Source organism: Streptomyces avidinii, from assembly GCF_014650695.1.
In the GTDB taxonomy this organism is placed as follows: domain Bacteria; phylum Actinomycetota; class Actinomycetes; order Streptomycetales; family Streptomycetaceae; genus Streptomyces; species Streptomyces avidinii.
Window position 1 is genome coordinate 13062 of record NZ_BMVL01000017.1, and the last position, 25152, is coordinate 38213.

16 protein-coding genes are annotated in these 25152 nt (G+C 72.0%); 6 read left to right on the forward strand and 10 right to left on the reverse strand.

Annotated features, from left to right (window positions below; genetic code table 11):
• Positions 1 to 164 precede the first annotated feature (164 nt).
• Positions 165 to 908: a response regulator gene (locus IE257_RS32085; protein ID WP_189973362.1), complete on the forward strand. Its 744-nt coding sequence runs from the start codon at positions 165 to 167 to the stop codon at positions 906 to 908.
• A gap of 44 nt (positions 909 to 952) precedes the next feature.
• Here IE257_RS32085 and IE257_RS32090 read toward each other — a convergent pair whose 3' ends face one another.
• Together IE257_RS32090 and IE257_RS32095 are read right to left on the reverse strand one after the other, a co-directional pair.
• Entirely contained in the window at positions 953 to 2137 is a 1185-nt protein-coding gene (locus IE257_RS32090; RefSeq protein ID WP_229920775.1) for a winged helix-turn-helix domain-containing protein, read from the reverse strand.
• Between the two features lie 9 nt (positions 2138 to 2146).
• Positions 2147 to 2728, reverse strand: a complete 582-nt coding sequence (locus tag IE257_RS32095) for a GNAT family N-acetyltransferase (RefSeq protein ID WP_189973363.1) — start codon at positions 2726 to 2728, stop codon at positions 2147 to 2149.
• A gap of 240 nt (positions 2729 to 2968) precedes the next feature.
• Between IE257_RS32095 and secA the strand changes: the two genes are divergently transcribed.
• Complete coding sequence (gene secA, locus IE257_RS32100; RefSeq protein WP_189973364.1) at positions 2969 to 5767, forward strand: preprotein translocase subunit SecA; 2799 nt, start codon at positions 2969 to 2971, stop codon at positions 5765 to 5767.
• 200 nt (positions 5768 to 5967) lie between these two features.
• Here secA and IE257_RS32105 read toward each other — a convergent pair whose 3' ends face one another.
• A complete protein-coding gene (locus IE257_RS32105; protein ID WP_229920776.1) occupies positions 5968 to 6417 on the reverse strand; it encodes an Rv3235 family protein in 450 nt (149 codons plus the stop codon).
• A gap of 302 nt (positions 6418 to 6719) precedes the next feature.
• Here IE257_RS32105 and IE257_RS32110 point away from each other — a divergent pair, with 302 nt between their 5' ends.
• From IE257_RS32110 to IE257_RS32120, 3 genes are all read left to right on the forward strand, one after another.
• Complete coding sequence (locus IE257_RS32110) at positions 6720 to 7220, forward strand: DUF6912 family protein (protein ID WP_189973365.1); 501 nt, start codon at positions 6720 to 6722, stop codon at positions 7218 to 7220.
• A gap of 5 nt (positions 7221 to 7225) precedes the next feature.
• On the forward strand, positions 7226 to 7894 hold the full coding sequence (locus IE257_RS32115) for an HAD family hydrolase (protein ID WP_229920777.1): 669 nt from the start codon (positions 7226 to 7228) through the stop codon (positions 7892 to 7894).
• Between the two features lie 389 nt (positions 7895 to 8283).
• Complete coding sequence (locus tag IE257_RS32120) at positions 8284 to 13251, forward strand: NAD-glutamate dehydrogenase (protein ID WP_189973367.1); 4968 nt, start codon at positions 8284 to 8286, stop codon at positions 13249 to 13251.
• A 156-nt stretch (positions 13252 to 13407) separates the two neighbouring features.
• Here IE257_RS32120 and IE257_RS32125 read toward each other — a convergent pair whose 3' ends face one another.
• Positions 13408 to 14196 (reverse strand): ABC transporter ATP-binding protein, encoded by a 789-nt coding sequence (locus tag IE257_RS32125; RefSeq protein ID WP_189973368.1) that lies wholly within the window; start codon positions 14194 to 14196, stop codon positions 13408 to 13410.
• Positions 14189 to 15100: an ABC transporter permease gene (locus tag IE257_RS32130; protein WP_189973369.1), complete on the reverse strand. Its 912-nt coding sequence runs from the start codon at positions 15098 to 15100 to the stop codon at positions 14189 to 14191. Before IE257_RS32130 ends, IE257_RS32125 begins: the two co-directional genes overlap by 8 nt.
• A gap of 136 nt (positions 15101 to 15236) precedes the next feature.
• On the opposite strand from IE257_RS32130, the gene IE257_RS32135 reads away from it, so the two are divergent.
• Entirely contained in the window at positions 15237 to 15857 is a 621-nt protein-coding gene (locus IE257_RS32135; RefSeq protein WP_189973370.1) for a TetR/AcrR family transcriptional regulator, read from the forward strand.
• A gap of 20 nt (positions 15858 to 15877) precedes the next feature.
• Here the strand turns inward: IE257_RS32135 and IE257_RS32140 are convergent, their stop codons facing one another.
• The 5 genes from IE257_RS32140 to IE257_RS32160 all read right to left on the reverse strand — a co-directional run bounded on the left by IE257_RS32140 (position 15878) and on the right by IE257_RS32160 (position 25005).
• A complete protein-coding gene (locus IE257_RS32140) occupies positions 15878 to 18145 on the reverse strand; it encodes a bifunctional glycosyltransferase/CDP-glycerol:glycerophosphate glycerophosphotransferase (RefSeq protein WP_189973371.1) in 2268 nt (755 codons plus the stop codon).
• Positions 18146 to 18272: 127 nt separating this feature from the next.
• Complete coding sequence (locus IE257_RS32145; RefSeq protein ID WP_229920778.1) at positions 18273 to 19286, reverse strand: carbohydrate ABC transporter permease; 1014 nt, start codon at positions 19284 to 19286, stop codon at positions 18273 to 18275.
• On the reverse strand, positions 19283 to 20548 hold the full coding sequence (locus IE257_RS32150) for a carbohydrate ABC transporter permease (protein ID WP_229920794.1): 1266 nt from the start codon (positions 20546 to 20548) through the stop codon (positions 19283 to 19285). The genes IE257_RS32145 and IE257_RS32150 overlap by 4 nt, the downstream gene beginning before the upstream one ends.
• A gap of 130 nt (positions 20549 to 20678) precedes the next feature.
• Positions 20679 to 22040 carry an ABC transporter substrate-binding protein gene (locus tag IE257_RS32155; protein ID WP_189973373.1) on the reverse strand — a complete coding sequence of 454 codons (1362 nt, stop codon included), beginning with the start codon at positions 22038 to 22040 and terminating at the stop codon, positions 20679 to 20681.
• Between the two features lie 97 nt (positions 22041 to 22137).
• Complete coding sequence (locus IE257_RS32160) at positions 22138 to 25005, reverse strand: FHA domain-containing protein (RefSeq protein WP_189973374.1); 2868 nt, start codon at positions 25003 to 25005, stop codon at positions 22138 to 22140.
• Between the last annotated feature and the right edge of the window lie 147 nt (positions 25006 to 25152).

Sequence of the window (25152 nt, forward strand, 5' to 3'; positions counted from 1 at the left end):
CCGTGCGGGGGCACCTGCATGACGGGGATCCGACGGGTATGCGCCAGTTGGCTCACTTGTGGCCCCCGCGGCGTGGTGCGGGCATGGAATCATGGCGTGCAGTCAACCGGCTGCGGTGTGTGTCCGGTTGACCCAGCAGCTGAGCACATGCAGGGGGAGGAACGATGGCGGACAGCTTCGGGCCGGTGCGCGGGGACGGCGGCGTCGCGGGCTGCCGCGGGACGGACCCGTCGGCGGAGGCCGCCGGGGAGCCCATCAGGGTGCTCGTGGTGGACGACCACGCGCTCTTCCGGCGGGGACTGGAGATCGTCCTCGCCCAGGAGGAGGACATCCAGGTCGTCGGCGAGGCGGGGGACGGGGCGGAGGCCGTGGACAAGGCGGCCGATCTGCTTCCGGACATCGTGCTGATGGACGTGCGGATGCCCCGGCGCGGCGGGATCGAGGCGTGCACCTCGATCAAGGAGGTGGCGCCCTCCGCGAAGATCATCATGCTGACGATCAGCGATGAGGAGGCGGACCTCTACGACGCGATCAAGGCGGGCGCGACCGGGTACCTCCTGAAGGAGATCTCGACGGACGAGGTGGCCACGGCGATTCGGGCGGTGGCGGACGGCCAGTCCCAGATCAGCCCGTCGATGGCGTCGAAACTGCTCACCGAGTTCAAATCGATGATCCAGCGGACCGACGAGCGGCGTCTGGTACCCGCGCCGAGACTGACGGACCGCGAACTGGAGGTCCTGAAACTGGTGGCCACCGGTATGAACAACCGTGATATCGCTAAGGAGTTGTTCATTTCCGAGAACACCGTGAAGAACCACGTCCGCAACATCCTGGAGAAGCTGCAACTGCACTCCAGGATGGAGGCCGTGGTCTACGCAATGCGGGAAAAGATCCTCGAAATCCGCTAGAACGCGGACCGGAACGTCGGCCGGAACGTCCGCCGGAACATGCGCTAGAGCGCGGCCAGTTCCGCGGTGACGGCCGCCGCCTCCGCGGGCGAGCTCGCGCGCTCGACGCGCACGTCCTCGCAGCCCACCCATTCCGCCGCCTCCCGCAGGGCCCGCGCCATCGGGCCCGCGGCCTTCGGGGAGGTCAGGGAGAGCTGCCGGGCCACCAGCGTGCGCCCCTCGCGCGCCGGGTCGACGCGGCCCTGGAGCAGGCCGCCCGCCAGCAGCGGCATCGCGAAGTAGCCGTGTATCCGCTTCGGCTTGGGGACGTACGCCTCCAGGCGGTGCGTGAAACCGAAGATCCGCTCCGTCCGGGGACGGTCCCAGACCAGGGAGTCGAAGGGCGAGAGCAGCGTCGTGCGGTGGCGGCCCCGGGGAGCCTCCGCGAGAGCCGTCGGATCCGCCCACGCCGGCTTCGACCAGCCCTCCACCTCGACCGGGACCAGCCCGGAGTCCGCGACCACCGCGTCGAACTGCTCGCCCTTGAGCCGGTGGTAGTCCGCGATGTCGGCGCGTGTGCCGACCCCCAGGGAACGGCCGGCCAGGGCGACCAGGCGCCGTACGCACTCGCGGTCGTCCAGGTCGTCATGGAGCAGCGCGTCGGGGACGGCGCGCTCGGGCAGGTCGTAGACCCGCTTCCAGCCGCGGCGCTCGCTGCACACCACCTCGCCGGTGTCGAGGAGCCACTCCACCGCGATCTTGGTCTCGGACCACTCGAACCACTCGCCGCCGTTCTTGGCGCCGCCCAGCTCGGTGGAGGTGAGCGGGCCGTCGGACCGCAGCCGGTCCAGCACCGACCGTGTCGAGCGCTCCTTGTCCTGGAGGACGTGCCAGCGGTGGCCGCGCGCCCGGTTGGCCCGGCGGCGGAAGGCGAAATGCGGCCATTCCTCGATGGGCAGGATGCAGGCCGCGTGCGACCAGTACTCGAAGGCGTGCCGGTCCGACCAGTACGCCTGCTCCACGGTGTCCCGGCCGACCGCGCCCAGGCGCGCGTACGGGATCAGCTCGTGCGAGCGGGCCAGCACCGAGATCGTGTCCAGCTGCACGGCGCCCAGGTGGCGCAGGACCCCGCGGACCCCGCCGCGGCGGTCGGGCGCGCCGAGGAAGCCCTGTGCGCGCAGGGCGATGCGGCGGGCCTCGTCGGCGGACAGCGAGAAGGAGGTGGCGCCCGTGGTCATGCCCGTAGTCATCCCCGAAGACTAGGACGCGCCACTGACAGCGGGCAGGTACGGCAGTCGCGAGGGCAGGCCCAGGTCGGAGGGGAGCAGGGAGCCGACCCAGCAGTCGCGGGAGGTGCCGCGCTGCTCGATGCCGGCCCGCAGGAGGCCCTCGATCCGGAAGCCGGCCTTCTCGGCGACGGCGCGGGAGCCCGCGTTGCCCACCTCGGCACGCCATTCCAGCCGTACGACGCCCTGCTCGGTGAAGGCCCAGCGGGCGACGGCCAGGACCGCCTCGGTCACGTAGCCCCGGCCGCGGTGTTCCTTGGCCGCCCAGTACCCGACCTCGTAGCTCTCCGCACCGTGGACGTGCATGCCGACGGACGCGACCAGCGGGCCCTCGGCCCCGAGGCGCACGGCGAAGGGGAAGGCGGTGCCCTCGCGCCAGCCGGTCGGCACGATCTCGTTCACGAAGGCGTGCGCGTCCGCGCGTCCGTAGGGGGAGGGGACCAGCGTCCAGCGCTGGATTTCGGGGTCCTGCGCGGCGGCGTACACCTCGTCCTCGTCGGACGGGACGAAAGGCCGCAATACCAACCGGTCCGTGCTGAGTGTGGTGGGCTCCATGAACGAATTCTGCTGCCGCCCGGATGCCCGGGGCGAACAATTTTCGGTAATCCCTCCGGGCGATGCGGCACCTTCGTTGTCCCCCGTACGTTCTCAATCCGGGCACCCGTGCCCTCACGGGAACGGCGGACCTCCCGACGCGGCCACGTCCTCGCTTACGATGGCCGTTGCGGTGGGGCCCACCTGCCGTGCCCGTGTACGTACAGTGCCCAGGCCCGACCGGCAAGGAGACAAACCTCGGTGTCCGTCTTCAACAAGCTCATGCGTGCAGGCGAAGGCAAGATCCTGCGCAAACTGCACCGCATCGCGGACCAGGTCAACTCCATCGAAGAGGACTTCATCAACCTCTCCGACGCCGAGTTGCGAGCGCTCACGGACGAGTACAAGCAGCGTTTCCAGGACGGCGAGAGCCTGGACGACCTGCTGCCCGAGGCCTTCGCGACCGTACGCGAGGCGGCGAAGCGCGTCCTCGGCCAGCGGCACTACGACGTCCAGATCATGGGTGGCGCGGCGCTGCATCTCGGCCACGTGGCCGAGATGAAGACCGGTGAGGGCAAGACCCTCGTCGGCACGCTCCCGGCGTACCTGAACGCACTGTCCGGCAAGGGCGTCCACCTGATCACGGTGAACGACTACCTCGCTGAGCGCGACTCCGAGCTGATGGGCCGGGTGCACAAGTTCCTCGGCCTGGAGGTCGGCTGCATCCTGGCGAACATGTCGCCCGCCCAGCGCCGCGAGCAGTACAACTGCGACATCACCTACGGCACGAACAACGAGTTCGGCTTCGACTACCTGCGCGACAACATGGCGTGGTCCCAGGACGAGCTCGTCCAGCGCGGCCACAACTTCGCCGTGGTCGACGAGGTCGACTCGATCCTGGTCGACGAGGCCCGTACCCCGCTGATCATCTCCGGCCCGGCCGACCAGGCCACGAAGTGGTACGGCGACTTCGCGAAGCTGGTGACCCGCCTGACCAGGGGCGAGGCCGGCCAGCCGCTGAAGGGCATCGAGGAGACCGGCGACTACGAGGTCGACGAGAAGAAGCGCACCGTCGCCATCCACGAGTCCGGTGTCGCCAAGGTCGAGGACTGGCTCGGCATCGAGAACCTCTACGAGTCGGTGAACACCCCGCTCGTCGGTTACCTCAACAACGCGATCAAGGCCAAGGAGCTCTTCAAGAACGACAAGGACTACGTCGTCATCGACGGCGAAGTCATGATCGTCGACGAGCACACCGGTCGTATCCTCGCCGGCCGCCGCTACAACGAGGGCATGCACCAGGCGATCGAGGCGAAGGAAGGGGTGGACATCAAGGACGAGAACCAGACCCTCGCCACGATCACCCTGCAGAACTTCTTCCGCCTCTACTCGAAGCTGTCGGGCATGACCGGTACGGCCATGACCGAGGCCGCCGAGTTCCACCAGATCTACAAGCTCGGTGTCGTCCCGATCCCGACCAACCGCGACATGGTCCGCAAGGACCAGCCGGACCTGATCTACCGGACCGAGGTCGCGAAGTTCGCCGCCGTCGTCGACGACATCGCGGAGAAGCACGAGAAGGGCCAGCCGATCCTCGTCGGTACGACGTCGGTCGAGAAGTCCGAGTACCTCTCCCAGCAGCTCTCCAAGCGCGGCATCCCGCACGAGGTGCTCAACGCCAAGCAGCACGACCGTGAGGCGACGATCGTCGCCCAGGCCGGCCGCCGCGGCGCCGTCACCGTCGCCACGAACATGGCCGGCCGCGGTACCGACATCAAGCTCGGCGGCAACCCGGACGACCTGGCCGAGGCCGAGCTGCGCCAGCAGGGCCTGGACCCGGAGGAGCACATCGAGGAGTGGGCGCACGCCCTTCCCTCGGCGCTCACCCGGGCCGAGGCCGCGGTGAAGGCGGAGTTCGAGGAGGTCAAGGAGCTCGGCGGGCTGTACGTGCTGGGCACCGAGCGCCACGAGTCGCGCCGTATCGACAACCAGCTGCGCGGCCGCTCCGGCCGACAGGGCGACCCGGGCGAGTCCCGCTTCTACCTGTCGCTGGGCGACGACCTGATGCGCCTGTTCAAGGCGCAGATGGTCGAGCGCGTCATGGCGATGGCGAACGTCCCGGACGACGTGCCGATCGAGAACAAGATGGTGACGCGCGCGATCGCGTCGGCCCAGTCGCAGGTCGAGACCCAGAACTTCGAGACGCGCAAGAACGTCCTGAAGTACGACGAGGTCCTCAACAGCCAGCGCGAGGTCATCTACGGCGAGCGCCGCCGCGTCCTGGAGGGCGAGGACCTCCAGGAGCAGGTCCGCTTCATGATGGACGACACCATCGACGCGTACATCGCGGCCGAGACGGTCGAGGGCTTCGCCGAGGAGTGGGACCTGGAGCGGCTGTGGAACGCCTTCCGGCAGCTCTACCCGGTGAAGGTCACCATCGAGGAGCTGGAGGAGGCCGCGGGCGACCGCGCGGGCATCACCGCCGAGTTCATCGCGGAGTCCGTCAAGGACGACATCCACGAGCAGTACGAGACCCGCGAGAAGACGCTCGGCTCCGAGATCATGCGTGAGCTGGAGCGGCGCGTGGTCCTGTCGGTGCTCGACCGCAAGTGGCGTGAGCACCTGTATGAGATGGACTACCTGCAGGAGGGCATCGGCCTGCGGGCCATGGCCCAGAAGGACCCGCTGGTCGAGTACCAGCGCGAGGGCTTCGACATGTTCAACGCCATGCAGGAGGGCATCAAGGAGGAGTCCGTCGGCTACCTGTTCAACCTGGAGGTCCAGGTCGAGCAGCAGGTCGAGGAGCTCCCGGTGCAGGACACGGCGCCTTCCCTGACGAAGGAGCCGGCGGGTGCGCGTCCGGAGATCCGGGCGAAGGGGCTGGACGCTCCGCAGCGGCCGGACCGGCTGCACTTCTCGGCGCCGACGGTGGACGGGGAGGGCGGTGTCATCGAGGGCGACTTCGACAGCGACGCCGTCGGCGGTGAGGGTGACGGGATGACGCGGGCGGAGCGGCGCAAGGCGCAGAAGGCTGCCGGTGGGCGTCGCCGGAAGAAGTAACCCGGCGTTGCCGCTGGGCTGAGGGCGAGCTGTCGGCCGGGGCCGGACACCGTGGGGTGTCCGGCCCCGGCCGCGTTGTGTCGTGCCGTGCGGCGCCGTTGCCGGGGCTCCGCCCCGGACCCCGCGCCTCGAACGCCGGCGGGGCTGAAGGAGCGCTTCGAACGCCGGTGGGGCCGGGGTGGTGCGGCGGGGCTGAAATGTCACGGGCGGCGGCCCTGGATTTCTACCGCTGCGCAGCGCCAGCGGAGGTCAGGGCCCTGTTCGAGGCGGAAGGCCATGGCCGACAGGCGGTCGCCCGAGGCGATGCGGGCGAAGGCCTCGATGACTCCCGGGCCGGGAGTGAAGCGGCCGCACTGGCGGATGACCGGGCGGAGGCGGTCGCGGAGGGGCTCCGTGGGGGCCAGGGCGATCAGCTGCTGGTAGGCGGGGCCGACGGTGTGACCGAGGAGCGAGTGGACCGGGCGCAGGCCGCTGACCACCGCGAGGAGGTGTTCGGCGAACCAGTGGTGCGGCCCCGGCCGCAGGGTGCGCGGGGGGCCTGCGGGGCGCCGCGGGTCGCGGCGGCCGGCGGGCCGGGTCCGGGTGCGGCCCGCCGGCCGCCGGCGGCTGCCGTCGTTGCCGGTCATCGTGCCGCGCATCGTGGTGTCCATCGCGATCTGCCCCCGAACAGGCCGGGCCCGGAGTCATACCGGGCGGTAACTTGATGGGGATCTTCTACGGCCGCCGAACACGCTCCGCAACCACACCCGCGGCCCCGCGGGCCGTCCGCCCGGTTCCCCTATCAGGGTGAGCGGCTCCCGGTCCCCGGCCGCGGCCGGCGCTCGTACGAGGACCCGGGTGGACGGGGGCGGCTCCCGCTCCGGCGCCCCGAAGGGGGACGGAGTCCATCACCCGGCCGGCTCCCCCCGAGTCGTATCCTGGGGGCGTTTCCGACTACCGAAAGCAGCCGGCCATGCGCGTGTACGTCCCCCTGACCCTCCCCGGGCTCGCCGAGGTGCACAAGGCGGGTGAGCTGGGCCCCGCCCCGCTGCGGGCGTACGCCGTCACCCCCGGGCTGCGCGAGTGGTACGTGTCGGACGACATCGAGGAGCTGGAGTACGCGGCCCTGAACCGGGCCGCGCTCGCCTCCCTGCGGCTGGTCGCCGCGGACGCGACCGCCCCGCGCCGACGCGTCGTGGTCGCCCTCGACGTCGACGACAAGGCCGCCACGGCCGCTCCGGGGCTCGACGAGGCCACGCTCGGCCAGGTGACCCTCGCCGCCGCCCTGCGGCTCGCCGTGGCCGCCGCCGTGCACGTGGACGCCGACGACGCCGAAGCGGACGTGGCCGCCGCCGCTGCGGCCCTGCCCGCCGCCGACGGCGGTGACGCGGACGCGCAGTTCACCGTCGACGGCGCCGAGGACCACGAGCTGCTGTGGTTCGGCGTCCAGGAGATCCCGGGGCTGCTGAAGTGATGCCGGTGATCCCGAACCCGAACCACATCGTCTGGGACTGGAACGGCACGCTCCTCCACGACATCGACGCCGTCATAGCCGCGACCAACGCCTCCTTCGCCGAGCTCGGCTTCGCGCCGATCACCCTGGAGACCTACCGCGACCTGTACGTCGTACCGGTGCCCAAGTTCTACGAGCGCCTCATGGGGCGGCTGCCCACCGAGGAGGAGTGGCTCGTCATGGACGACACCTTCCACCGCCACTACTGGGCCGCCGCCGAGGGCGCCGGGCTGGCCGAGGGTGCCCGCGAGCTGCTCCGGGACTGGCAGCTGGGCGGGCTGACCCAGTCCCTGCTGTCACTCGCGCCCCACGACAGGCTCGTGCCCCTGGTCCGGTCCCACGGCATCGACCAGCACTTCCTGCGCGTCGACGGGCGGACCGGCCCCTCCCACACCTCCAAGGCCGGACACCTCGTACGCCACCTGGCCGCCCTCGACGGGACGGGTGTGACGGCGGACCGTACGGTCCTCATCGGAGACGCCGTGGACGACGCGCTCGCCGCCGCCCACGTCGGTGCCCGGGCGGTTCTGTACACGGGCGGTTCGCACAGCCGCAGCAGTCTGGAATCAGCCGGTGTGCCGGTCGTCGACAGCCTGGCAGAGGCCGTACTCACAGCTCGCGAGCTGGCCGGATAGCGACTGGACAGCGACTGGACAGCGACGGGACGGGCCGCTGCACGGACGGCCGGTCACGTCGCTGGCCAGAGTGTCAAAGTTCCACCCCAAGATTTGTACAGAAGCAGCGAATGACGTCCTGGGGGTAGGTCGGGATAGCCTTGTACCCGTGATCAGCGCGATAGTCATCGGGGGCACTGGAGCCTCCGGCCTGCGCCCGGCGCACGACCGTGCCCGGGCCTTCGCTGATCCCCGCCCCCGGGACATCCGGCCGATCATGGCTCATTCCCTCCCGGGCGGCTCTCTCGACGACATAGCGTCGATCCCGAACGGACACCCCGCCTCGCGGCGCTATGTCATTCCTTCCTTCACCTACGTCACGCAATGGCGCGCGACAGGAGCCAGAGGACATGCAGACCAAGCTGGACGAAGCAAAGGCCGAGCTGCTCGCACGGGCGGCCCGGGTAGCTGAGCACAGCCCGGCCGGGGGGCTACTTCCGACTGGGTCCGAGCGGGGAGAGCGTCCAGATCAGGACGCGGTGATCTCCTACCTCCAGCGCTACTACCTGCACACGGCGCCCGAGGACCTCGCGGACCGGGACCCGGTCGACGTGTTCGGAGCCGCGCTCTCGCACTACCGGCTCGGCGAGAACCGGCCACAGGGCACCGCGAACGTGCGCGTGCACACCCCCACGGTGGAGGAGAACGGCTGGACCTCCAGCCACTCCGTCGTCGAGGTGGTCACCGACGACATGCCCTTCCTCGTGGACTCCGTGACGAACGAGCTGTCACGCCAGGGCCGCGGCATCCACCTGGTGATCCACCCGCAGGTCGTCGTCCGCCGTGACATCACCGGCAAGCTGATCGAGATCCTCGGCCCCGACTGCGACGCCCACGGCCCCCGTACCGCGCGCCCCCACGACTCCCTCGTCGAGTCCTGGATCCACGTCGAGATCGACCGCGAGACCGACAAGGCCGATCTCAAGCAGATCACCGCCGATCTGCAGCGCGTCCTGTCCGACGTCCGGGAGTCCGTCGAGGACTGGGAGAAGATGCGCGACGCCGCGCTGCGCATCGCCGAGGGCCTGCCCGAGGAGCCGACCGCCCCCGACCTGCGCGAATACGAGCTCGAAGAGGCCCGTGAGCTGCTGCGCTGGCTCGCGGACGACCACTTCACCTTCCTCGGCTACCGCGAGTACAACCTCGTCGACGGCGATGCCCTGTCCGCCGTGCCCGGCACCGGCCTCGGCATCCTGCGCTCCGACCCGCACCACAGCGGCAAGGACGACGGCCACCCGGTCTCGCCGTCCTTCAACCGGCTGCCGGCCGACGCCCGCGCCAAGGCCCGCGAGCACCGCCTGCTGGTGCTGACCAAGGCCAACAGCCGCTCCACCGTGCACCGCCCCTCGTACCTCGACTACGTCGGCGTCAAGAAGTTCGACGCCGACGGCAACGTCGTCGGTGAGCGCCGCTTCCTCGGCCTGTTCTCCTCCGCCGCGTACACCGAGTCGGTGCGCCGCGTCCCGGTCATCCGCCGCAAGGTCGTCGAGGTCCTCGACGGCGCCGGCTTCGCGCCGAGCAGCCACGACGGCCGCGACCTGCTGCAGATCCTGGAGACCTACCCGCGCGACGAGCTGTTCCAGACCCCGGTCGACCAGCTCCAGGCCATCGTCACCTCCGTCCTGTACCTCCAGGAACGCCGCCGGCTGCGGCTCTACCTGCGCCAGGACGAGTACGGCCGCTACTACTCGGCGCTGGTCTACCTGCCCCGCGACCGGTTCACCACCGGCGTCCGGCTGCGCCTGATGGACATCCTCAGGGAGGAACTCGGCGGCATCAGCGTCGACTTCACCGCGTGGAACACCGAGTCGATCCTGTCCCGCATCCACTTCGTCGTCCGCGTCCCGCAGGGCACCGAGCTGCCCGCCCTGACCGACTCCGACGTCGAGCGCATCGAGGGCCGTCTCGTCGAGGCCGCCCGCTCCTGGTCCGACGGCTTCCAGGAAGCGCTGATCGCCGAGTGCGGCGAGGAGCGCGCCGCCGAGCTGCTGCGCCGCTACGGCACCTCCTTCACCGAGGGCTACAAGGCCGACCACTCGCCGCGCGCGGCCGTCGCCGACCTGGTCCACCTGGAGCGGCTCGCCGCCAGCGACCGCAAGTTCGCGCTCTCGCTCTACGAGCCCGTGGGCGCGGGCCCCGGCGAGCGCCGGTTCAAGATCTTCCGCACCGGCGACCAGGTCTCGCTCTCGGCGGTCCTGCCGGTGCTGCAGCGCCTGGGCGTCGAGGTCACCGACGAGCGCCCCTACGAGCTGCGCCGCTCCGACCGGGTCAGCGCGTGGATCTACGACTTCGGTCTGCGGATGCCCGTCTCCGGCAGCGGGGACACCAACTACCTCGGCGACGACGCCCGCGAGCGCTTCCAGGACGCCTTCGCCGCGGTCTGGCAGGGCGACGCCGAGAACGACAACTTCAACGCCCTGGTGCTGAGCGCCGGGCTCACCTGGCGGCAGGCCGTCGTCCTGCGCGCGTACGCCAAGTACCTGCGCCAGGCCGGTTCCACCTTCAGCCAGGACTACATGGAGGACACCCTCCGCAACAACGTCCACACCACCCGCCTGCTGGTCTCGCTCTTCGAGGCCCGGATGGCGCCCGTGCGCCAGACCGCCGGCAGCGAGCTCGTGGACGCCATGCTGGAGGAGCTCGACGGGGCCCTGGACCAGGTCGCCTCGCTCGACGAGGACCGCATCCTGCGGGCCTTCCTCACCCTCATCAAGGCCACGCTGCGCACGAACTTCTTCCAGCTCAACGGCGTGGGCGAGCAGCACGCGTACGTGTCGATGAAGTTCGACCCGCAGGCCATCCCGGACCTGCCCGCGCCGCGTCCGGCCTTCGAGATCTGGGTGTACTCCCCGCGCGTCGAGGGCGTCCACCTGCGCTTCGGCAAGGTCGCCCGAGGCGGCCTGCGCTGGTCCGACCGCCGCGAGGACTTCCGTACGGAGATCCTCGGCCTGGTCAAGGCGCAGATGGTCAAGAACACCGTGATCGTGCCGGTCGGTGCCAAGGGCGGCTTCGTCGCGAAGAACCTCCCCGACCCGTCGGTGGACCGCGACGCCTGGCTCGCCGAGGGCATCGCCTCGTACAAGATCTTCATCTCGGCGCTGCTCGACATCACCGACAACATGGTCGCCGGCGAGGTCCTGCCCCCCAAGGGCGTGGTCCGCCACGACGAGGACGACACCTACCTCGTCGTCGCCGCCGACAAGGGCACCGCGACCTTCTCCGACATCGCCAACGGAGTGGCCGAGTCCTACGGATTCTGGCTCGGCGACGCCTTCGCGTCGGGCGGCTCCGCCGGCTACGACCACAAGGGCATGGGCATCACCGCCCGCGGCGCGTGGGAGTCCGTCAAGCGGCACTTCCGCGAGCTCGGCCACGACACCCAGACCGAGGACTTCACCGTCGTCGGCGTCGGTGACATGTCCGGCGACGTGTTCGGCAACGGCATGCTGCTCTCCGAGCACATCCGCCTGGTCGCAGCCTTCGACCACCGGCACATCTTCATCGACCCGAACCCGGACGCGGCCACCTCGTACGCCGAGCGCCGGCGCCTGTTCGAGCTGCCGCGCTCCTCGTGGGCCGACTACGACACCTCGCTGATCTCGGCGGGCGGTGGCATCCACCCGCGTTCGGCGAAGGCCGTCCCGATCACCGCGCAGATCCGTGAGGCCCTCGGCATCGAGGCCGGCGTCACCAAGATGACCCCGGCCGACCTGATGAAGGCGATCCTGCAGTCCCCGGTGGACCTGCTGTGGAACGGCGGCATCGGTACGTACGTCAAGGCCACCGCCGAGACGCACGCGGACGTCGGCGACAAGGCCAACGACGCGATCCGCGTCAACGGCTCCGAGGTGCGGGCCAAGGTCATCGGCGAGGGCGGCAACCTGGGCCTGACCCAGCTCGGCCGGATCGAGTTCGCCCGCAGCGGCGCCGGCGGCGAGGGCGGCAAGGTCAACACCGACGCCATCGACAACAGCGCGGGCGTGGACACCTCCGACCACGAGGTGAACATCAAGATCCTGCTGAACGCGGTCGTCACGGACGGCGACATGACCGTCAAGCAGCGCAACAAGCTGCTCGCCCAGATGACCGACGAGGTCGGCCACCTGGTGCTGCGCAACAACTACGCGCAGAACATCGCGCTCGCCAACGGCGCGGCGCAGGCCCCGAGCCTGCTCCACGCCCAGCAGCGCTACATGCGCCGGCTGGAGAACGACGGACGGCTGGACCGGGCGCTGGAGTTCCTGCCCACGGACCGGCAGATCCGCGAACTGCTCGGGAGCGGCAAGGGTCTGACCCAGCCGGAGCTGGCCGTGCTGTTCGCCTACACCAAGATCACGGTGGCGGACGAGCTCATCGCCACCGAGCTGCCGGACGACCCGTACCTGCGCCGCCTGCTCTTCGCGTACTTCCCGGCCGCGCTGGCCGACAGGCTCACCGAGCAGATCGACGCGCACGCGCTGCGTCGGGAGATCATCACCACCATCCTGGTCAACGACACGGTCAACACCGGTGGTTCGACCTTCCTGCACCGTCTGCGCGAGGAGAGCGGGGCCTCCACGGAGGAGATCGTCCGGGCGCAGCTCGCGGCCCGCGAGATCTTCGGCCTGGCCGACGTGTGGGACGCGGTGGAGGCGCTCGACAACAAGGTCGCCGCCGATGTCCAGACCCGGGTGCGGCTGCACTCGCGGCGCCTGGTCGAGCGCGGTACCCGCTGGCTGCTGAACAACCGGCCGCAGCCGCTCCAGATCACCGAGACCATCGCCTTCTTCACCGAGCGCGTGGTCCAGGTCTGGGCCGAGCTGCCGAAGCTGGTGCGCGGCGCCGACCTGGAGTGGTACCGGTCGATCATGGACGAGCTGACGGGCGAGGGTGTTCCGGAGGAACTGGCCGCCAAGGTGGCCGGCTTCTCGTCCGCCTTCCCGGCGCTCGACATCGTGGCGATCGCGGACCGTACGGGTGTGGACCCGCTGGAGGTCGCCGAGGTGTACTACGACCTCGCCGACCGCCTGAACATCACCCAGCTGATGGACCGGATCATCGAGCTGCCGCGGTCCGACCGCTGGCAGTCGATGGCCCGTGCGTCCATCCGCGAGGACCTGTTCGCGGCGCACGCGGCCCTGACCGCCGATGTGCTGTCGGTGGGCAACGGCACGTCGACTCCCGAAGAGCGCTTCAAGGCGTGGGAGGAGAAGAACGCGGCGATCATCGGGCGGGCGCGGACGACTCTGGACGAGATCCAGGGGTCGGACGACTTCGACCTGGCGAATCTGTCGGTGGCGATGCGGACGATGCGGTCGCTGTTGCGCGTGCACAGCTGATCGGTCGGCTTTGCCGAACGGGCCGGGCCCGGGACCTTGTGGTCCCGGGCCCGGCCCGTTGCGGGGGCGCTGCCCCCGGGCCCCCGCGCCTCAAACGCCGGCGGGGCTGAATGGGCGTCTCAAACGCCGGCGGGCTGAAATGAGTGCCGGGGCTGGTCAGCGGCCCGCCGTGAAGGCCTCGTAGGCGTCGCAGACCTCCGCCGAGGGGCCGTCCATGCGCAGGACGCCCGCCTCCAGCCAGATCGCGCGGTCGCAGGTCTCGCGGACCGTGTTGATGCTGTGGCTGACGAGGAAGACGGTGCCCGCGTGCTCGCGGAGTTCCTCGATGCGGGCCTGGCTGCGGCGCTGGAACGCGGCGTCGCCCGTGGCCAGGGCCTCGTCGATCATCAGGACGTCGTGGTCCTTGGCCGCGGCGATGGAGAAGCGCAGCCGGGCCCCCATCCCGGAGGAGTACGTCCGCATGGGCAGGGAGATGAAGTCGTCCTTCTCGTTGATGCCGGAGAAGTCGACGATGCCCTGGTAGCGCTCGCGGATCTGCTGCTTGGACATGCCCATCGCGAGGCCGCCGAGGACGACGTTGCGCTCGCCGGTCAGGTCGTTCATCAGGGCGGCGTTCACGCCCAGCAGGGACGGCTGGCCGTGCGAGTAGATCCGGCCGCGGGCCACCGGCTGGAGGCCTGCGATGGCGGCCAGCAGGGTGGACTTGCCCGAGCCGTTGGAGCCGATGAGGCCGATGGCCTCGCCCTTGTGGGCGGTGAAGGTGACGCCCTTGACGGCGTGCACCTCCTTCATGCCGGGGGAGGGGCGGCGGGAGAAGACCCGGCTGAGCGCCGCGGTGGCGCCGCCCTTGCGGGCGCCGGCTCCGTGGACCTTGTAGATGACGTGGACCCCGTCGGCGATGACGGTGGGTACCCGGGTGTCGGTCGTCGTCGCGGTGTCAGCCACGGCCGTACTCCTCTTCTGCCTTCCAGAACCAGATGAAGCCGCCGACGCCGGCGAGCAGGGCCCAGCCGATGGCGAGGGGCCACACGTGGGGCGGGAGCGAGTGCGCCCCGAAGCTGTCGATCAGCGCGAAGCGCATCAGGTCGATGTAGACGGCGGCGGGGTTGAGCTTGAGCAGCATCAGCACCCAGTGGTGCGGCAGGTGGTCCGACTTGAGCATCTGGTCGATGGACCACATGACGCCCGAGGAGTACATCCAGGTGCGCAGCACGAAGGGCATCAGCTGGCTGACGTCCGGGCTCTTGCTGCCGATGCGGGCCATGACCATGGCGCAGCCGGCGGCGAAGACGGCCATCAGCAGCAGCGTCGGCACGGCCAGGAACCAGGACCAGGCGGGCCGCTGGCCGAAGGCCAGCAGCAGGACGACCAGGGCGCCCATGGTGACGAGCAGCTGCTGGAAGAGCTGGACGACGGTGGAGATGGGCAGGCTCGCGCGGGGGAAGTGCAGGGCGCGGACCAGGCCGCGGTTGCTGTGGACGGCGCGGGTGCCGGCGTTGATGGAGCTGCCGATGAAGTCCCAGACGAAGATGCCGGTGATCAGGAAGGGGACGTAGTCCGGCACGCCGTTGCTGGCCTTCATCACGATGCCGAAGATGAAGTAGTAGACGGCCGCGTTCAGCAGCGGGGTCACCAGGTGCCAGAGCTGGCCGAGCTTGGCGGAGCTGTACGTGGCCTGCATACGGGCGGTCGCGTACGCGGTCACGAAGTGGCGGCGGTTCCAGAGCTCCGCGATGTAGCGGGGGAGCGTGGGGCGGGCGCCGCTGAGGGTGAGGCCGTGGGCGGCGGCGAGTTGCGCGAGTTCCGCGGAGGGCGCGGGCGCGGTCTTGGGTGCGGTCGCGGTGGTCACAGGTTCGCTTTCGACGGGGGTCAGTACGTCGCTGCCGAGGTCGGGACGGGTCCGTATCGTCGCTACGGCGAGATTAGGGTGTGGTGCGTCGGAACGCAACCGTATCGTCGTGACGGGGCGCGGTTATGCTCTGTGCATGACCACGGACCCCTCCGCCGCCCCCGCCCCCGCCCGTAGAGCCCCCGCCGGGGCCGCCGTCCTGCGCGCGGACGTGACGGAGGCGATCCGCGACGCGGTGGTGGAGGAACTGGCCGCGGTCGGCTTCGCGCGGATGTCCATCGAGGGCATCGCCCGGCGGGCGGGGGTCGGCAAGACCGCGGTCTACCGGCGGTGGAAGTCGAAGCTGCACCTGGTGCTGGACCTGGTGGGGGCCTTCGCCGTGGACGGCCTGCCGGTGCCCGCGACGGGCTCGCTGTACGGGGACGTACGTGCCCTGCTGGAGGTCATGTCACACGTGCTGCGGCACCCGGTGGCGTCCGCCGTCATCCCCGACCTGCTGGTGGAGGCCGCGCGAAACCCGGAGATCGCCGAAGCGGTGCGCGGCGCCCTGCTGGACGGGCAGCGCCGCATGGCGGAGGGGATCGTCTCCGGAGCCGTCACGCGCGGCGAGCTGGCCGAGGGCACCGACCCGGGACGGGCGCTCGACCTGGCGATCGGGCCGCTCTACTGGCGCCAGGTGGTCGTCCGGGACGAGGTCACCACCGGGTACCTCGACGAACTGGCCCGGTCGGTCGTGGCGGGGCTGCGCGCCGTCTGAGCCCCGCCGCAGGCCGGCCGCTACGGCCGGACGGGAGCCAGCGCCGGTGCCGGGGCCGCCGAGGCCGAGGCCGCGGGAGCCGCAGGTGTCGGACGGCGGTCCTCCAGAGGCATGACCGCAGGAATCGGGGCCGTCTGCCCCAGGAAGACCCGGCGCACGACCCGCTCCGCCGCATGGCCGTCGTCGAACTGGCAGAAGCGCGCGCGGAAGGCCGCCCGCAGCTGCGCGGAGCGCGAGCCCTGCCAGTGACCGGTGGTGAAGATGTCCACCAGCTCGTCCTGGGTCCGTGCGATCGCTCCCGGCGGGCACGACCGCAGGTCGAAGTACGTGCCCCGGGCCGCCTCGTACGCCTCCCAGTCGTCCGCGTGGATCACGATCGGCCGGTCCAGTGCGGCGTAGTCGAACATCAGGGACGAGTAGTCCGTCACCAGTGCGTCCGAGGCCAGCGCGAGCTCCTCCACCGAGGGGTGGGAGGAGACGTCGATAAGGCGCGGGTGGGTGTCCGGTGACGGCGGGAGGTCCGCGTACGTGAGATGGGTGCGGGCGAGGATCGTGAAGCGCGGACCCAGGTCCCGCAGGACCCGCTCGAAGTCCAGGTGGTCCGGGCGGCTGCGCCGGTAGTCGCGGTGCGTGGGCGCGTACAGGACGGCCGTGGAGCCCGCCGGGATGCCCAGGCGTTCGCGCAGCTCCAGCACCTCGGCCGGGCCCGCCCGGTGGAACACGTCGTTGCGCGGGTAGCCGTACTCCAGCGTGGTGTAGGAGGACGGGACGGCCTTCTCCCAGACCAGGGTGGAGTGCCGGTTCGAGGAGAGCAGGTAGTCCCACTGGTCGGCGCCGCGCAGCAGGCCCGCGAAGTCCGGTGTCGGGGTGGCCGCCGGGCGGTCCAGGAGGTCGAGGCCGACGCGCTTGAGCGGGGTCCCGTGCTGGGTCTGGACGAGGATCTGGCCCGGCCGCTTGACCAGGGCGCGGTCGAAGTTGACGTTCGTGACCAGGTAGCCGGCCCGGGCCAGGGCGGTCCAGTACGCCGCCGAGCCCGGGCGCAGTGCCACCGTCTCGCGGGGCAGGGTCGAGGCGTGCGCCGGGTCGCAGATCCACGCCGTGCGCATCCGCGGCGCCAGCTCCCGCAGCTTGGCCTCGATCGCCGCCGGGTTGCAGGCGTAGCCGCCGTGCCAGTACGCGGAGAAGACCGCGAGCTCCGGATCCAGCGGCAGCAGTCGCTGGATCCGGTAGTGCAGCCGCAGCGAGGACTCCCGCAGGCCCCGCCCGAGGGCCACGGCCGCGCGGCCCAGCGCCAGTCCCGCCGAGCGCAGCTCCGACAGCAGCCGGTACGTGCGCCGGGTGCCCAGCCGCATCAAGGTGTGCCGGACCCGGTCGGTCCGCGACAGGGACAGCGGCAGCGCGCCGCTGCCGCCCTGGGGGCGGTAGCGGCGCAGCAGGGCGCAGGCCCGGCCGAAGAACTCGGCCCGGGCGGCGCGCGGGAGGCGGCGCGGGTCGGCGTACAGGGCGCAGAAGTGCTCGGCCATCCGGCGGTGCAGGGCGGGGCGCCAGCGCTCCAGCTCCGGGCGCCCGGCGAGGTGGCCGAAGACGCGGTCGTACTGGTCGAAGATGTCGAGGTGGCGGCGGCTGGTGGTGGTCAGGATCGAGCCGGTGCGCCGCTGCCGGTAATGGACGCAGATCCGGTCCAGGACGGCGATGGACTCCGCGGCCAGCAGCGCCGGGTAGGTCCACGGGGCGTCCTCGTAGAGGCCGGGCGGGAAGGAGAGGCCCTCGCGCTCGACGAACTCGCGGCGGTACGTCTTGTTCCACACCACCATCAGCATGCCGAGGAGGGCCGGGCGGTCGGCGAGGCGGAAGCTGGCCGGGCCCTCCTCGGACAGCCGGTGCGAGAGGCGGTTGCGCACCAGCTCGCCCGACCAGAAGGTGCGCGCGTAGTCGTGGATCAGGACGTCGGGCGAGCCGGTGGCCTTCAGCCGGTCGGTGATGGCCTGCAGGGCGCCGGGAGCGAGGGTGTCGTCACCGTCGAGGAAGACCAGGTAGTCGCCGGTCGCCCGGGCCAGGCCCGCGTTGCGGGCCGGCCCCAGCCCCAGGTTGTGCGCCAGGTGCACCGCCGTCACCCGGGGGTCCCGGGCCGCGTACTCGTCGATGATCGAGCCGCAGGTGTCGGGGGAGGCGTCGTCGACCGCGATCAGCTCCAGATCCGGGTACGACTGCGTCAGGACCGAGTCCAGACTCTCCTGGAGGTAGGCCTGGACCTTGTACGCGGGCACGATGACGCTGAACCGGGGCACGGCACATCCAGGGGTCGGCGCGGGCATATGGCCCAGGAACCCCCGGTGTGGCGATCGGGTTACGCAGCGTGTGGCATTCGGGTTACGCAGCGTCAAGGGGGCACGTCACCGGCCGTGCGGAGGCCCGCTACTTGATCGCCCCGGCCATCACCCCCGAGACGAACTGCCGCTGGAAGGCGAAGAAGACGACGAGCGGGATCATCATCGAGAGGAACGCGCCGGGCGCAAGCACGTCGATGTTGTTCCCGAACTGCCGTACCTGCTGCTGGAGGGCGACCGTGACGGGTGGGCTGGCGGAGTCCGCGAAGACCAGGGCCACCAGCATGTCGTTCCACACCCACAGGAACTGGAAGATGCCGAGCGAGGCGATCGCCGGGCCGCCGAGCGGCAGCACCACCCGTGCGAACAGGCGCAGTTCACCCGCCCCGTCGAGGCGGGCGGCCTCCAGCAGCTCGCGCGGGATCTCCGCGAAGAAGTTGCGCAGCAGGAACACGGCGAAGGGCAGTCCGAAGGCGGTGTGGAAGAGGACCACGCCCGCTGTGGTCTCGAACAGCCCGATGGCGCCGAAGAGTTCGGACACCGGGATCAGTGCCACCTGTACGGGGACCACGAGCAGCCCGACGACCAGGAGGAAGAGCCAGTCACGGCCGGGGAACTCCAGCCAGGCGAAGGCGTATCCGGCGAACGCGCCGAGGGTCAGGACCAGCAGGGTGGTCGGCACGGCGATCGCGAAGGTGTTCAGGAGGGAGCCGGTGATCGTGTCATTGGCCAGCAGCCGCTCGTAGTTGTCGGCCGTCAGCCGCGAGGGCGCGGTCAGCACCTGCCACCAGCCGCCGTTGTTGAGGTCGGTGGGGGACAGGAAGGAGGAGAGCAGCAGCCCGAGCGTGGGCAGCAGCCAGAACAGCGCCGCCACGACCAGGAAGACGCGCAGCGCGCCTGCGGCGAGCCCGGCGGAGAAGCGGGTGGCGTACGAGGACGTGGCGTGCGGGGGCCCGGCGTGCGAGGGCTTCGCGGTCGCGGGCTCCGCGGTCGGGGGCTCCGCGGTCGGGGGCTCCGCCACCTGCGGGTCGGCCCCCGGGCCGGCCGCCCCCGGGCCGTCGCCGTCCGCCGCCGGGTCCGGCGTCACGTCGGAACGGCTCATCGGGACCCCTCCTTGCGCAGCCGGCGGATATTCACGAGCATCACCGGGACCACCAGCACCAGCAGCAGCACCGCGATCGCGCTGCCCAGCCCCGGATCGGCGTCCGTGCCGAACGAAGTCCGGTACAGCTGGAGCGCCAGCACGTTCGCGTCGTCCTGGACGGCGCCCGGTGCGATCACGAAGACCAGGTCGAAGATCTTCATGACGTTGATGACGAGGGTGACGAGCACCACCGCCAGGACGGGCGCCAGCAGCGGGACGGTGATCCGGCGGAACACCTGCCACTCGTTCGCTCCGTCCACGCGCGCCGCCTCCAGCAGTTCACGCGGTACGGCGGCCAGCCCGGCCCCGATCAGCACCATCGCGAACCCGGCCCACATCCATACGTACGCCCCGATGACCGCCGGCGTGACGAGCGACGGGCCGAGCCACTCCACCCCGGAGTACGCCTCGCGGAAGTTGGCCGCCGGCAGTCGCAGCAGGGCCCCGTCGGCCTTCCCGGACAGGGTGAAGGTGCCGTCGGAGCGCGCCGTCGCCGTATCGACGACCTTGCCGTCCTTGACCGCCTCGATCCGCATCCCGGCGAAGCCCTGCTCGGTCGGGTCGACCACGTTGCTCGACCCGCCCCCGCCCCGGGTGAAGTCCTGCCAGACGGTGCCGGTGACCTTCCCCGGCTCGGCCCCGGCGGTGCCCGCGGTACGGGTCCCGTCCGGCAGCGCCTCCGGGGCCACGCCGACCAGCGGGAGCAGCACCGGGGTGCCCGCGCGGACCGGGTCGCGGGTGGTGAAGGCGCCGCCGCCGGCGTCCGTGAGCGGCGAGTCCCGGCCCGGCCGGGCCTTGGGGAAGGCCGAGGACTCCGCGAAGGTGTCGTGGACCCCGACCCAGACCGCGTTCGCGACCCCGCGGTCGGGATCGTGGTCGTAGACGAGCCGGAAGATGATGCCCGCGGCCAGCATCGAGATCGCCATCGGCATGAACACCAGCAGCTTGAACGCCGTCCCCCAGCGGACCCGTTCGGTGAGCACCGCGAAGATCAGGCCGAGGGCGGTGGCCGTGGTCGGGGCGAGCACCACCCAGAGCGCCGTGTTCGTCAGGGCGGTGCGGATCGTGTCGTCGCTCAGGATCTCCCGGTAGTTGTCGCCGCCGACGAAGGTGGAGCCGGAGCGGTCGAAGAAGCTGCGGTAGAGGGAGTAGCCGATCGGGTGCACGACGAGCGCGCCGAGCAGCACGAGGGCCGGGAGGAGGAAGGCGGCCGCGATCAGTCGGCGGCGGCGCGCCTCGGCGGAGACGCCGCTCGCCGGGCCGTGCTTCGCGGGGCCGCGCTCGGCGGGCACGCGCTTCCCGGGGACACCCGCCCCCGGGGCGCCCTTTGCGGCAGGGGCCGGCACGGGATCAGTTCCCGTAGGCCTTGGCCGCGTCCGCCTCCAGTTTCGCCTGGGTGCCCGCCACGTCCGACGGGTTCGCCAGGAAGTCCTGGAGCGCCTTCCACTCACCCGCGCCCGGGGTCCCGCCGAAGGCCGCCGGGGCCTGGTCCGACATGTCGAAGCGGAAGTCGTCGCCCGCGGCGATCAGCGCCTTGGCGATGTCCCGCTGGATGGCATTCGGGTAGACGTTCGGGTCAACCGCCTTGTTCGGGGAGACGAAACCGCCCTCCCGCGCCTGGATCTCCGCCGCGTCCGCCGAGGCCAGGAAGGTGAGCAGGGCCTGCGCCCCCTTCGACGGCTTCAGCGCGACCGCCACGTCGCCGCCCGAGACCACCGGCGCCTTTGCCCCGACCGCCGGGAAGGGGAACACGAGGGCGTCCTCTCCCACCTTCGCCTCGGTCTGCGCGATGTTCACCGCCACGAAGTCGCCCTCGAAGACCATCGCCGCCGCGGGCCGGTCACCGCCGGTGAAGGTCTGCGTCACCGACTTCGGGAACTCGGTGGACAGCGCCCCGCTCGTCCCGCCCGCCAGGAAGTCCTTGCGGCCGAACAGCTCGCCGAGCGTGGTCAGCGCCTGCTTGACGCTGTCGTCCGTCCACTTGATCTGGTGCTTGGCCAGCTGGTCGTACTTCTCCGGCCCCGCCTGGGAGAGGTAGATGTTCTCGAACCAGTCGGTGAGGGTCCAGCCGTCCGCACCCGCCACCGAGACGGCCGGAGTACCGGAGGCGGACAACGTGTCGGCCGCGGTGATCAGTTCCTTCCAGGTCTTCGGGGGCTTTACGCCCGCCGCCTCGAAGGCCTTCGCGTTGTACCAGATCAGCGACTTGTTGGCGGCCTTGTAGTAGACGCCGTACTGGGTGCCCTCGACCGCGCCGAGCTTCTTCCAGCCCGCCGAGTAGTTCGCGTCGAGCTGCGCGGCGGCCTCCGGGCCCACCGGCTGCGCCCACTTGTTCTGCACCGCCGAGACCAGCGCACCGACCTGCGGGAGCAGGGCCACGTCCGGCGGCGCCCCGCCCGCGATCTTCGTACCGAGGAAGGTGACGATCGGGTCCTGGGCCGGCACGAAGGTGACGGAGGCTCCCGTCCGCTTCTCGAACTCCTTCAGGACCTTGGTGAAGTTCTCCTGCTCCGGGCCCGTCCAGACCGCGGCGACCTCCAGCTTCTCGCCGGGCAGTTTCGGTAATTCCACCCGGGGCGCGGCGGCCGAGCTGCCCTCGGGCCCCTGCGGTTCCTTCGTCCCGCCGTCCCCGCACGCGGTGAGCGCGAGCGCGCCCGCCGCGGCGACCGCCGTCCAGGTGAGTGTCGTACGGCTCGTTCCGTGCCTGCGCATGGTTCTGCCCCCGATGCCCGTGGTGTGTCCCGGACCACAAGGTCTACGCCGAGCCGTGCGACCCCGCAATACCGCGTCGCGGACGGGCGCACGGGCGTCAGGGCGCGGGCGGGAACAGCACGGGTATCGCCGAGACCAGGTGCGCGGCCCGGTCCAGGGCGCTGGCCAGCAGCGCCAGGTCGGTCGGCCCGTTGCCCAGCTCACGTACCGGGCGGCGGGCCGGGGGATCGCCCATCCGCTCCCACTCCACCGGGACCACAGTCGGCCTCAGGGTCGCCGTCCGCGGGATCCGGCCGGTGACCCGGCCCGCCTGGAACGGGACCGTCCGGCCGTCCCCGAACCGGAGCAGGCCGCGGCCCGGGCCCGGCTGGTCGGGGGCGTCGAGCTCCACGCGCAGGGTCGTCAGCCGGGCCAGCCCGGTGTCCGCCGTACGGTCCGGGCGGGCGCTGGTGGCCACCAGGTGCACGCCGAGCCGGGCTCCGTCACGGGCCACCGCCTCCAGCGCCCGGACCACCGAGCCGGCGGCGGGGCGGCCCGTACTGCCCAGCCCCGGCGCGACCAGCGCGTCGAGGTCGTCCACGAGCACCACCAGGCGGGGCAGCGGGCCCGGCCCGGCCGGCTCGGTACGGGGCGCCGCGGCGCGCAGCCGGAGCGTGCCGGTGCGCTGGGGGTCGAGGTCGCCGCGCTGCTCGCCCTGGGCGGGGCGGCGGGGCGAGACCATCCGGTCGGACACCTCGCGCTGCGCGTGCCACTCGGCGAAGGACAGCTCCGCCAGCAGCTCGGAGCGGCGTTTGAGCTCCGCGCCCAGCGCCTGCGCGAACTCCCGCATGCGCACCGGATCGGAGGCGACCAGGTGGGCGGAGACGTGCGGCAGTTCGGTGCAGGGCAGCAGCCCGTCGCCGCGTTCCCCGCCGGCCCCGTCGAGGAGGAGCAGCCCGAGCCGGTCGGGCCGGGCGGCCGCGGACAGCGAGGCGGCCACCGACCGCAGCAGCTCGGTCCGCCCGCTCCCGGCGGGCCCTTCGATGAGCAGGTGCGGGCCGTCGTGGACGAGCTCGGTGCCGACGGGCCCGCGCCGCCCGCTGCCCAGCACGATCTCGGCGAGGCCGCCCATGCCCTGCCCCTGGTCGGTGGCGGCGGCCCAGCGGGCCATCAGGGAGGCCGGGGTGGCCCGGGCCAGCCCCAGCTCGTCCAGCAGCCGCGCGGTGGCGGGCAGCGTGGCGGCGGCCGGCCGGTACGCCGCGACCGAGCCGACCTCGGCCGTGCGCAACGGGGCCAGGGCGCGGGCGAAGCGCTCGGCCCAGGCGGCGGAGACGGCGTCGGCGGTGGCGGTGCCCCCGGCGGGGACCGGGCGGCCGCCGCTGATCTCGAAGGTCCGTACGGCCGTGGCCACATCGCCGCTGAGCAGCGCGACCGCGCCGCAGTGCCGGAAGGCGGGGGCGCCCGCGCAGGCGGCCTCGTACGTCTCGGCGACCGGGGAGGCGGGGGTGGCGGCGGGGGCCTCGGCGAGGACGAGCACGTGGATCCCGGCGGCCGGGCCGTGCGAGGCGAGCCGCCCGGTGATGTCGCGCAGCGGGCCCGCCCCGGGATCGCCGTCGATCACGACGAGCGTGTACGGGCCGTCGTAGACGGCGGCGGCCCGCCGGACCTGCCCGGCGTCGGCGGCGGCCCAGTGCACGCCGAGCGGACCCTCGTCGAGGCGCCGGGTCAGCTCCCCCGTACGGGCGACGGCCTGGTCGCGGTCGTACGCGAGGAGGAGCCGGCAGTCCTGGCCGTGCGCGGGCCGTACGTGGGGCAGCCAGCCGAGCCAGCCCCAGTCCCGCCGCCGGTCGGCGAGGCCGCGCGCCCGGTCGGTGGAGACGAGCACGATCTCCAGCTGCCCCGGCGCGTGCAGCCCCGCCATCTGCGCGACCACCCAGCGGGCGACGCCGGCCAGCCGGGCCCGCGGCCCGGCGAGCCCGAGGGCGCCGACGGCGGGCAGGGACACCCGGCTGCCGGCGCCGAGCCCCACGTCCAGCACGGCGAGCTGCCCGGTCGTACGGGACCACAGGCGCTCGGTGGGGCCCATCGCGGCCAGCAGCAGAGCGGCGGGGTCGTCGGGGTCGGGCGCGGCGGTCGGCGGCTCCTGCGGGGTCCCGGTGGGCTCCTCGCCCCGCACCCACTTGCGGGCCCAGGCCCCGATGCCCTTGCGCCGCCCGGGTCCGGCGGCGTCGGGAGCCTCGGGGGGTCCGGCCGGTCCGGGGGCGTCGGGTGCCGGCACGGGGGCGGCGGGGTCCGCCTTGGGCAGCGGGCCGGGCGGCGGGCCCGGGACGGGGGGCGGCGGGGCGGAGACCGCGAGGTGGCCCTGGAGGTCCGGGGTCACCGGCAGCGTCGGTGCGCCCGCGGGCGCCAGCCGCAGGGTGGACTCGCCGACCCGCAGCAGCGCACCCGGGGGCAGGGCGACGGGCTGCGGCCCCACCGGGGCGCCGTCCAGGGTGGTGCCGTTCGTCGAGTCGAGGTCGGCGACCGCGACCCGCCCGTCGCGGATCACGGTCACCGCGCAGTGCAGCCGGGAGACGTCGGGGTCGTCCAGCGGGACATCGGCGTCGGCGGAGCGGCCCACCCGGATCTGCCCGCTGTGCAGCAGGTGCACGCCGCCGGCGTCGGGTCCGGCGACCACGTGCAGCTGGGGTGTGCCGAGGCCGTCCTCGGGCAGCACGTCCGGCACCGGTCCGTGCAGGGCCACGACCGCACCGTCCACGAGCGGCGGCTCGCCGAGCACCCGCCGCTGGAGGTCGAGGCGCTCGGAACCGGCGTACAGCACGACCGTGCCGCCGGTGTCGGGTCCGCCGACGGTCGCCGCGAGCCCGGAGGCGACCGCGGCCAGCGCGGTGCCGACGGGCGCGGTGACGAGTACGTCACAGCTCGCGGGGGCGGTCGCGGTCTGGTGGCCGCTGCGCGACCCAAGGACGGTCAGCCGGATCTGCATCGCCGTCAGCGGTCCCTTCTGCGCGGTGCGCGGTGTGTGCGCCCGGCAGGGGGATCCCGTGACATGACCGTCCGGTCGCCCCCCACCCGGCACGGACGCGTCGTCCGGTCAGGTCTGCCCGGAAGGCGGGGCTCCCGTCCCGTGCCG

Coding starts and splice junctions, on each gene's coding strand:
- IE257_RS32160 (WP_189973374.1), bottom strand. CDS start 25,005: ATGCAGATCCGGCTGACCGTCCTTGGGTCGCGCAGCGGCCACCAGACC.
- IE257_RS32145 (WP_229920778.1), bottom strand. CDS start 19,286: ATGAGCCGTTCCGACGTGACGCCGGACCCGGCGGCGGACGGCGACGGC.
- IE257_RS32135 (WP_189973370.1), top strand. CDS start 15,237: ATGACCACGGACCCCTCCGCCGCCCCCGCCCCCGCCCGTAGAGCCCCC.
- IE257_RS32095 (WP_189973363.1), bottom strand. CDS start 2,728: ATGGAGCCCACCACACTCAGCACGGACCGGTTGGTATTGCGGCCTTTC.
- IE257_RS32120 (WP_189973367.1), top strand. CDS start 8,284: ATGCAGACCAAGCTGGACGAAGCAAAGGCCGAGCTGCTCGCACGGGCG.
- IE257_RS32105 (WP_229920776.1), bottom strand. CDS start 6,417: ATGGACACCACGATGCGCGGCACGATGACCGGCAACGACGGCAGCCGC.
- IE257_RS32085 (WP_189973362.1), top strand. CDS start 165: ATGGCGGACAGCTTCGGGCCGGTGCGCGGGGACGGCGGCGTCGCGGGC.
- IE257_RS32110 (WP_189973365.1), top strand. CDS start 6,720: ATGCGCGTGTACGTCCCCCTGACCCTCCCCGGGCTCGCCGAGGTGCAC.
- IE257_RS32090 (WP_229920775.1), bottom strand. CDS start 2,137: ATGACTACGGGCATGACCACGGGCGCCACCTCCTTCTCGCTGTCCGCC.
- IE257_RS32155 (WP_189973373.1), bottom strand. CDS start 22,040: ATGCGCAGGCACGGAACGAGCCGTACGACACTCACCTGGACGGCGGTC.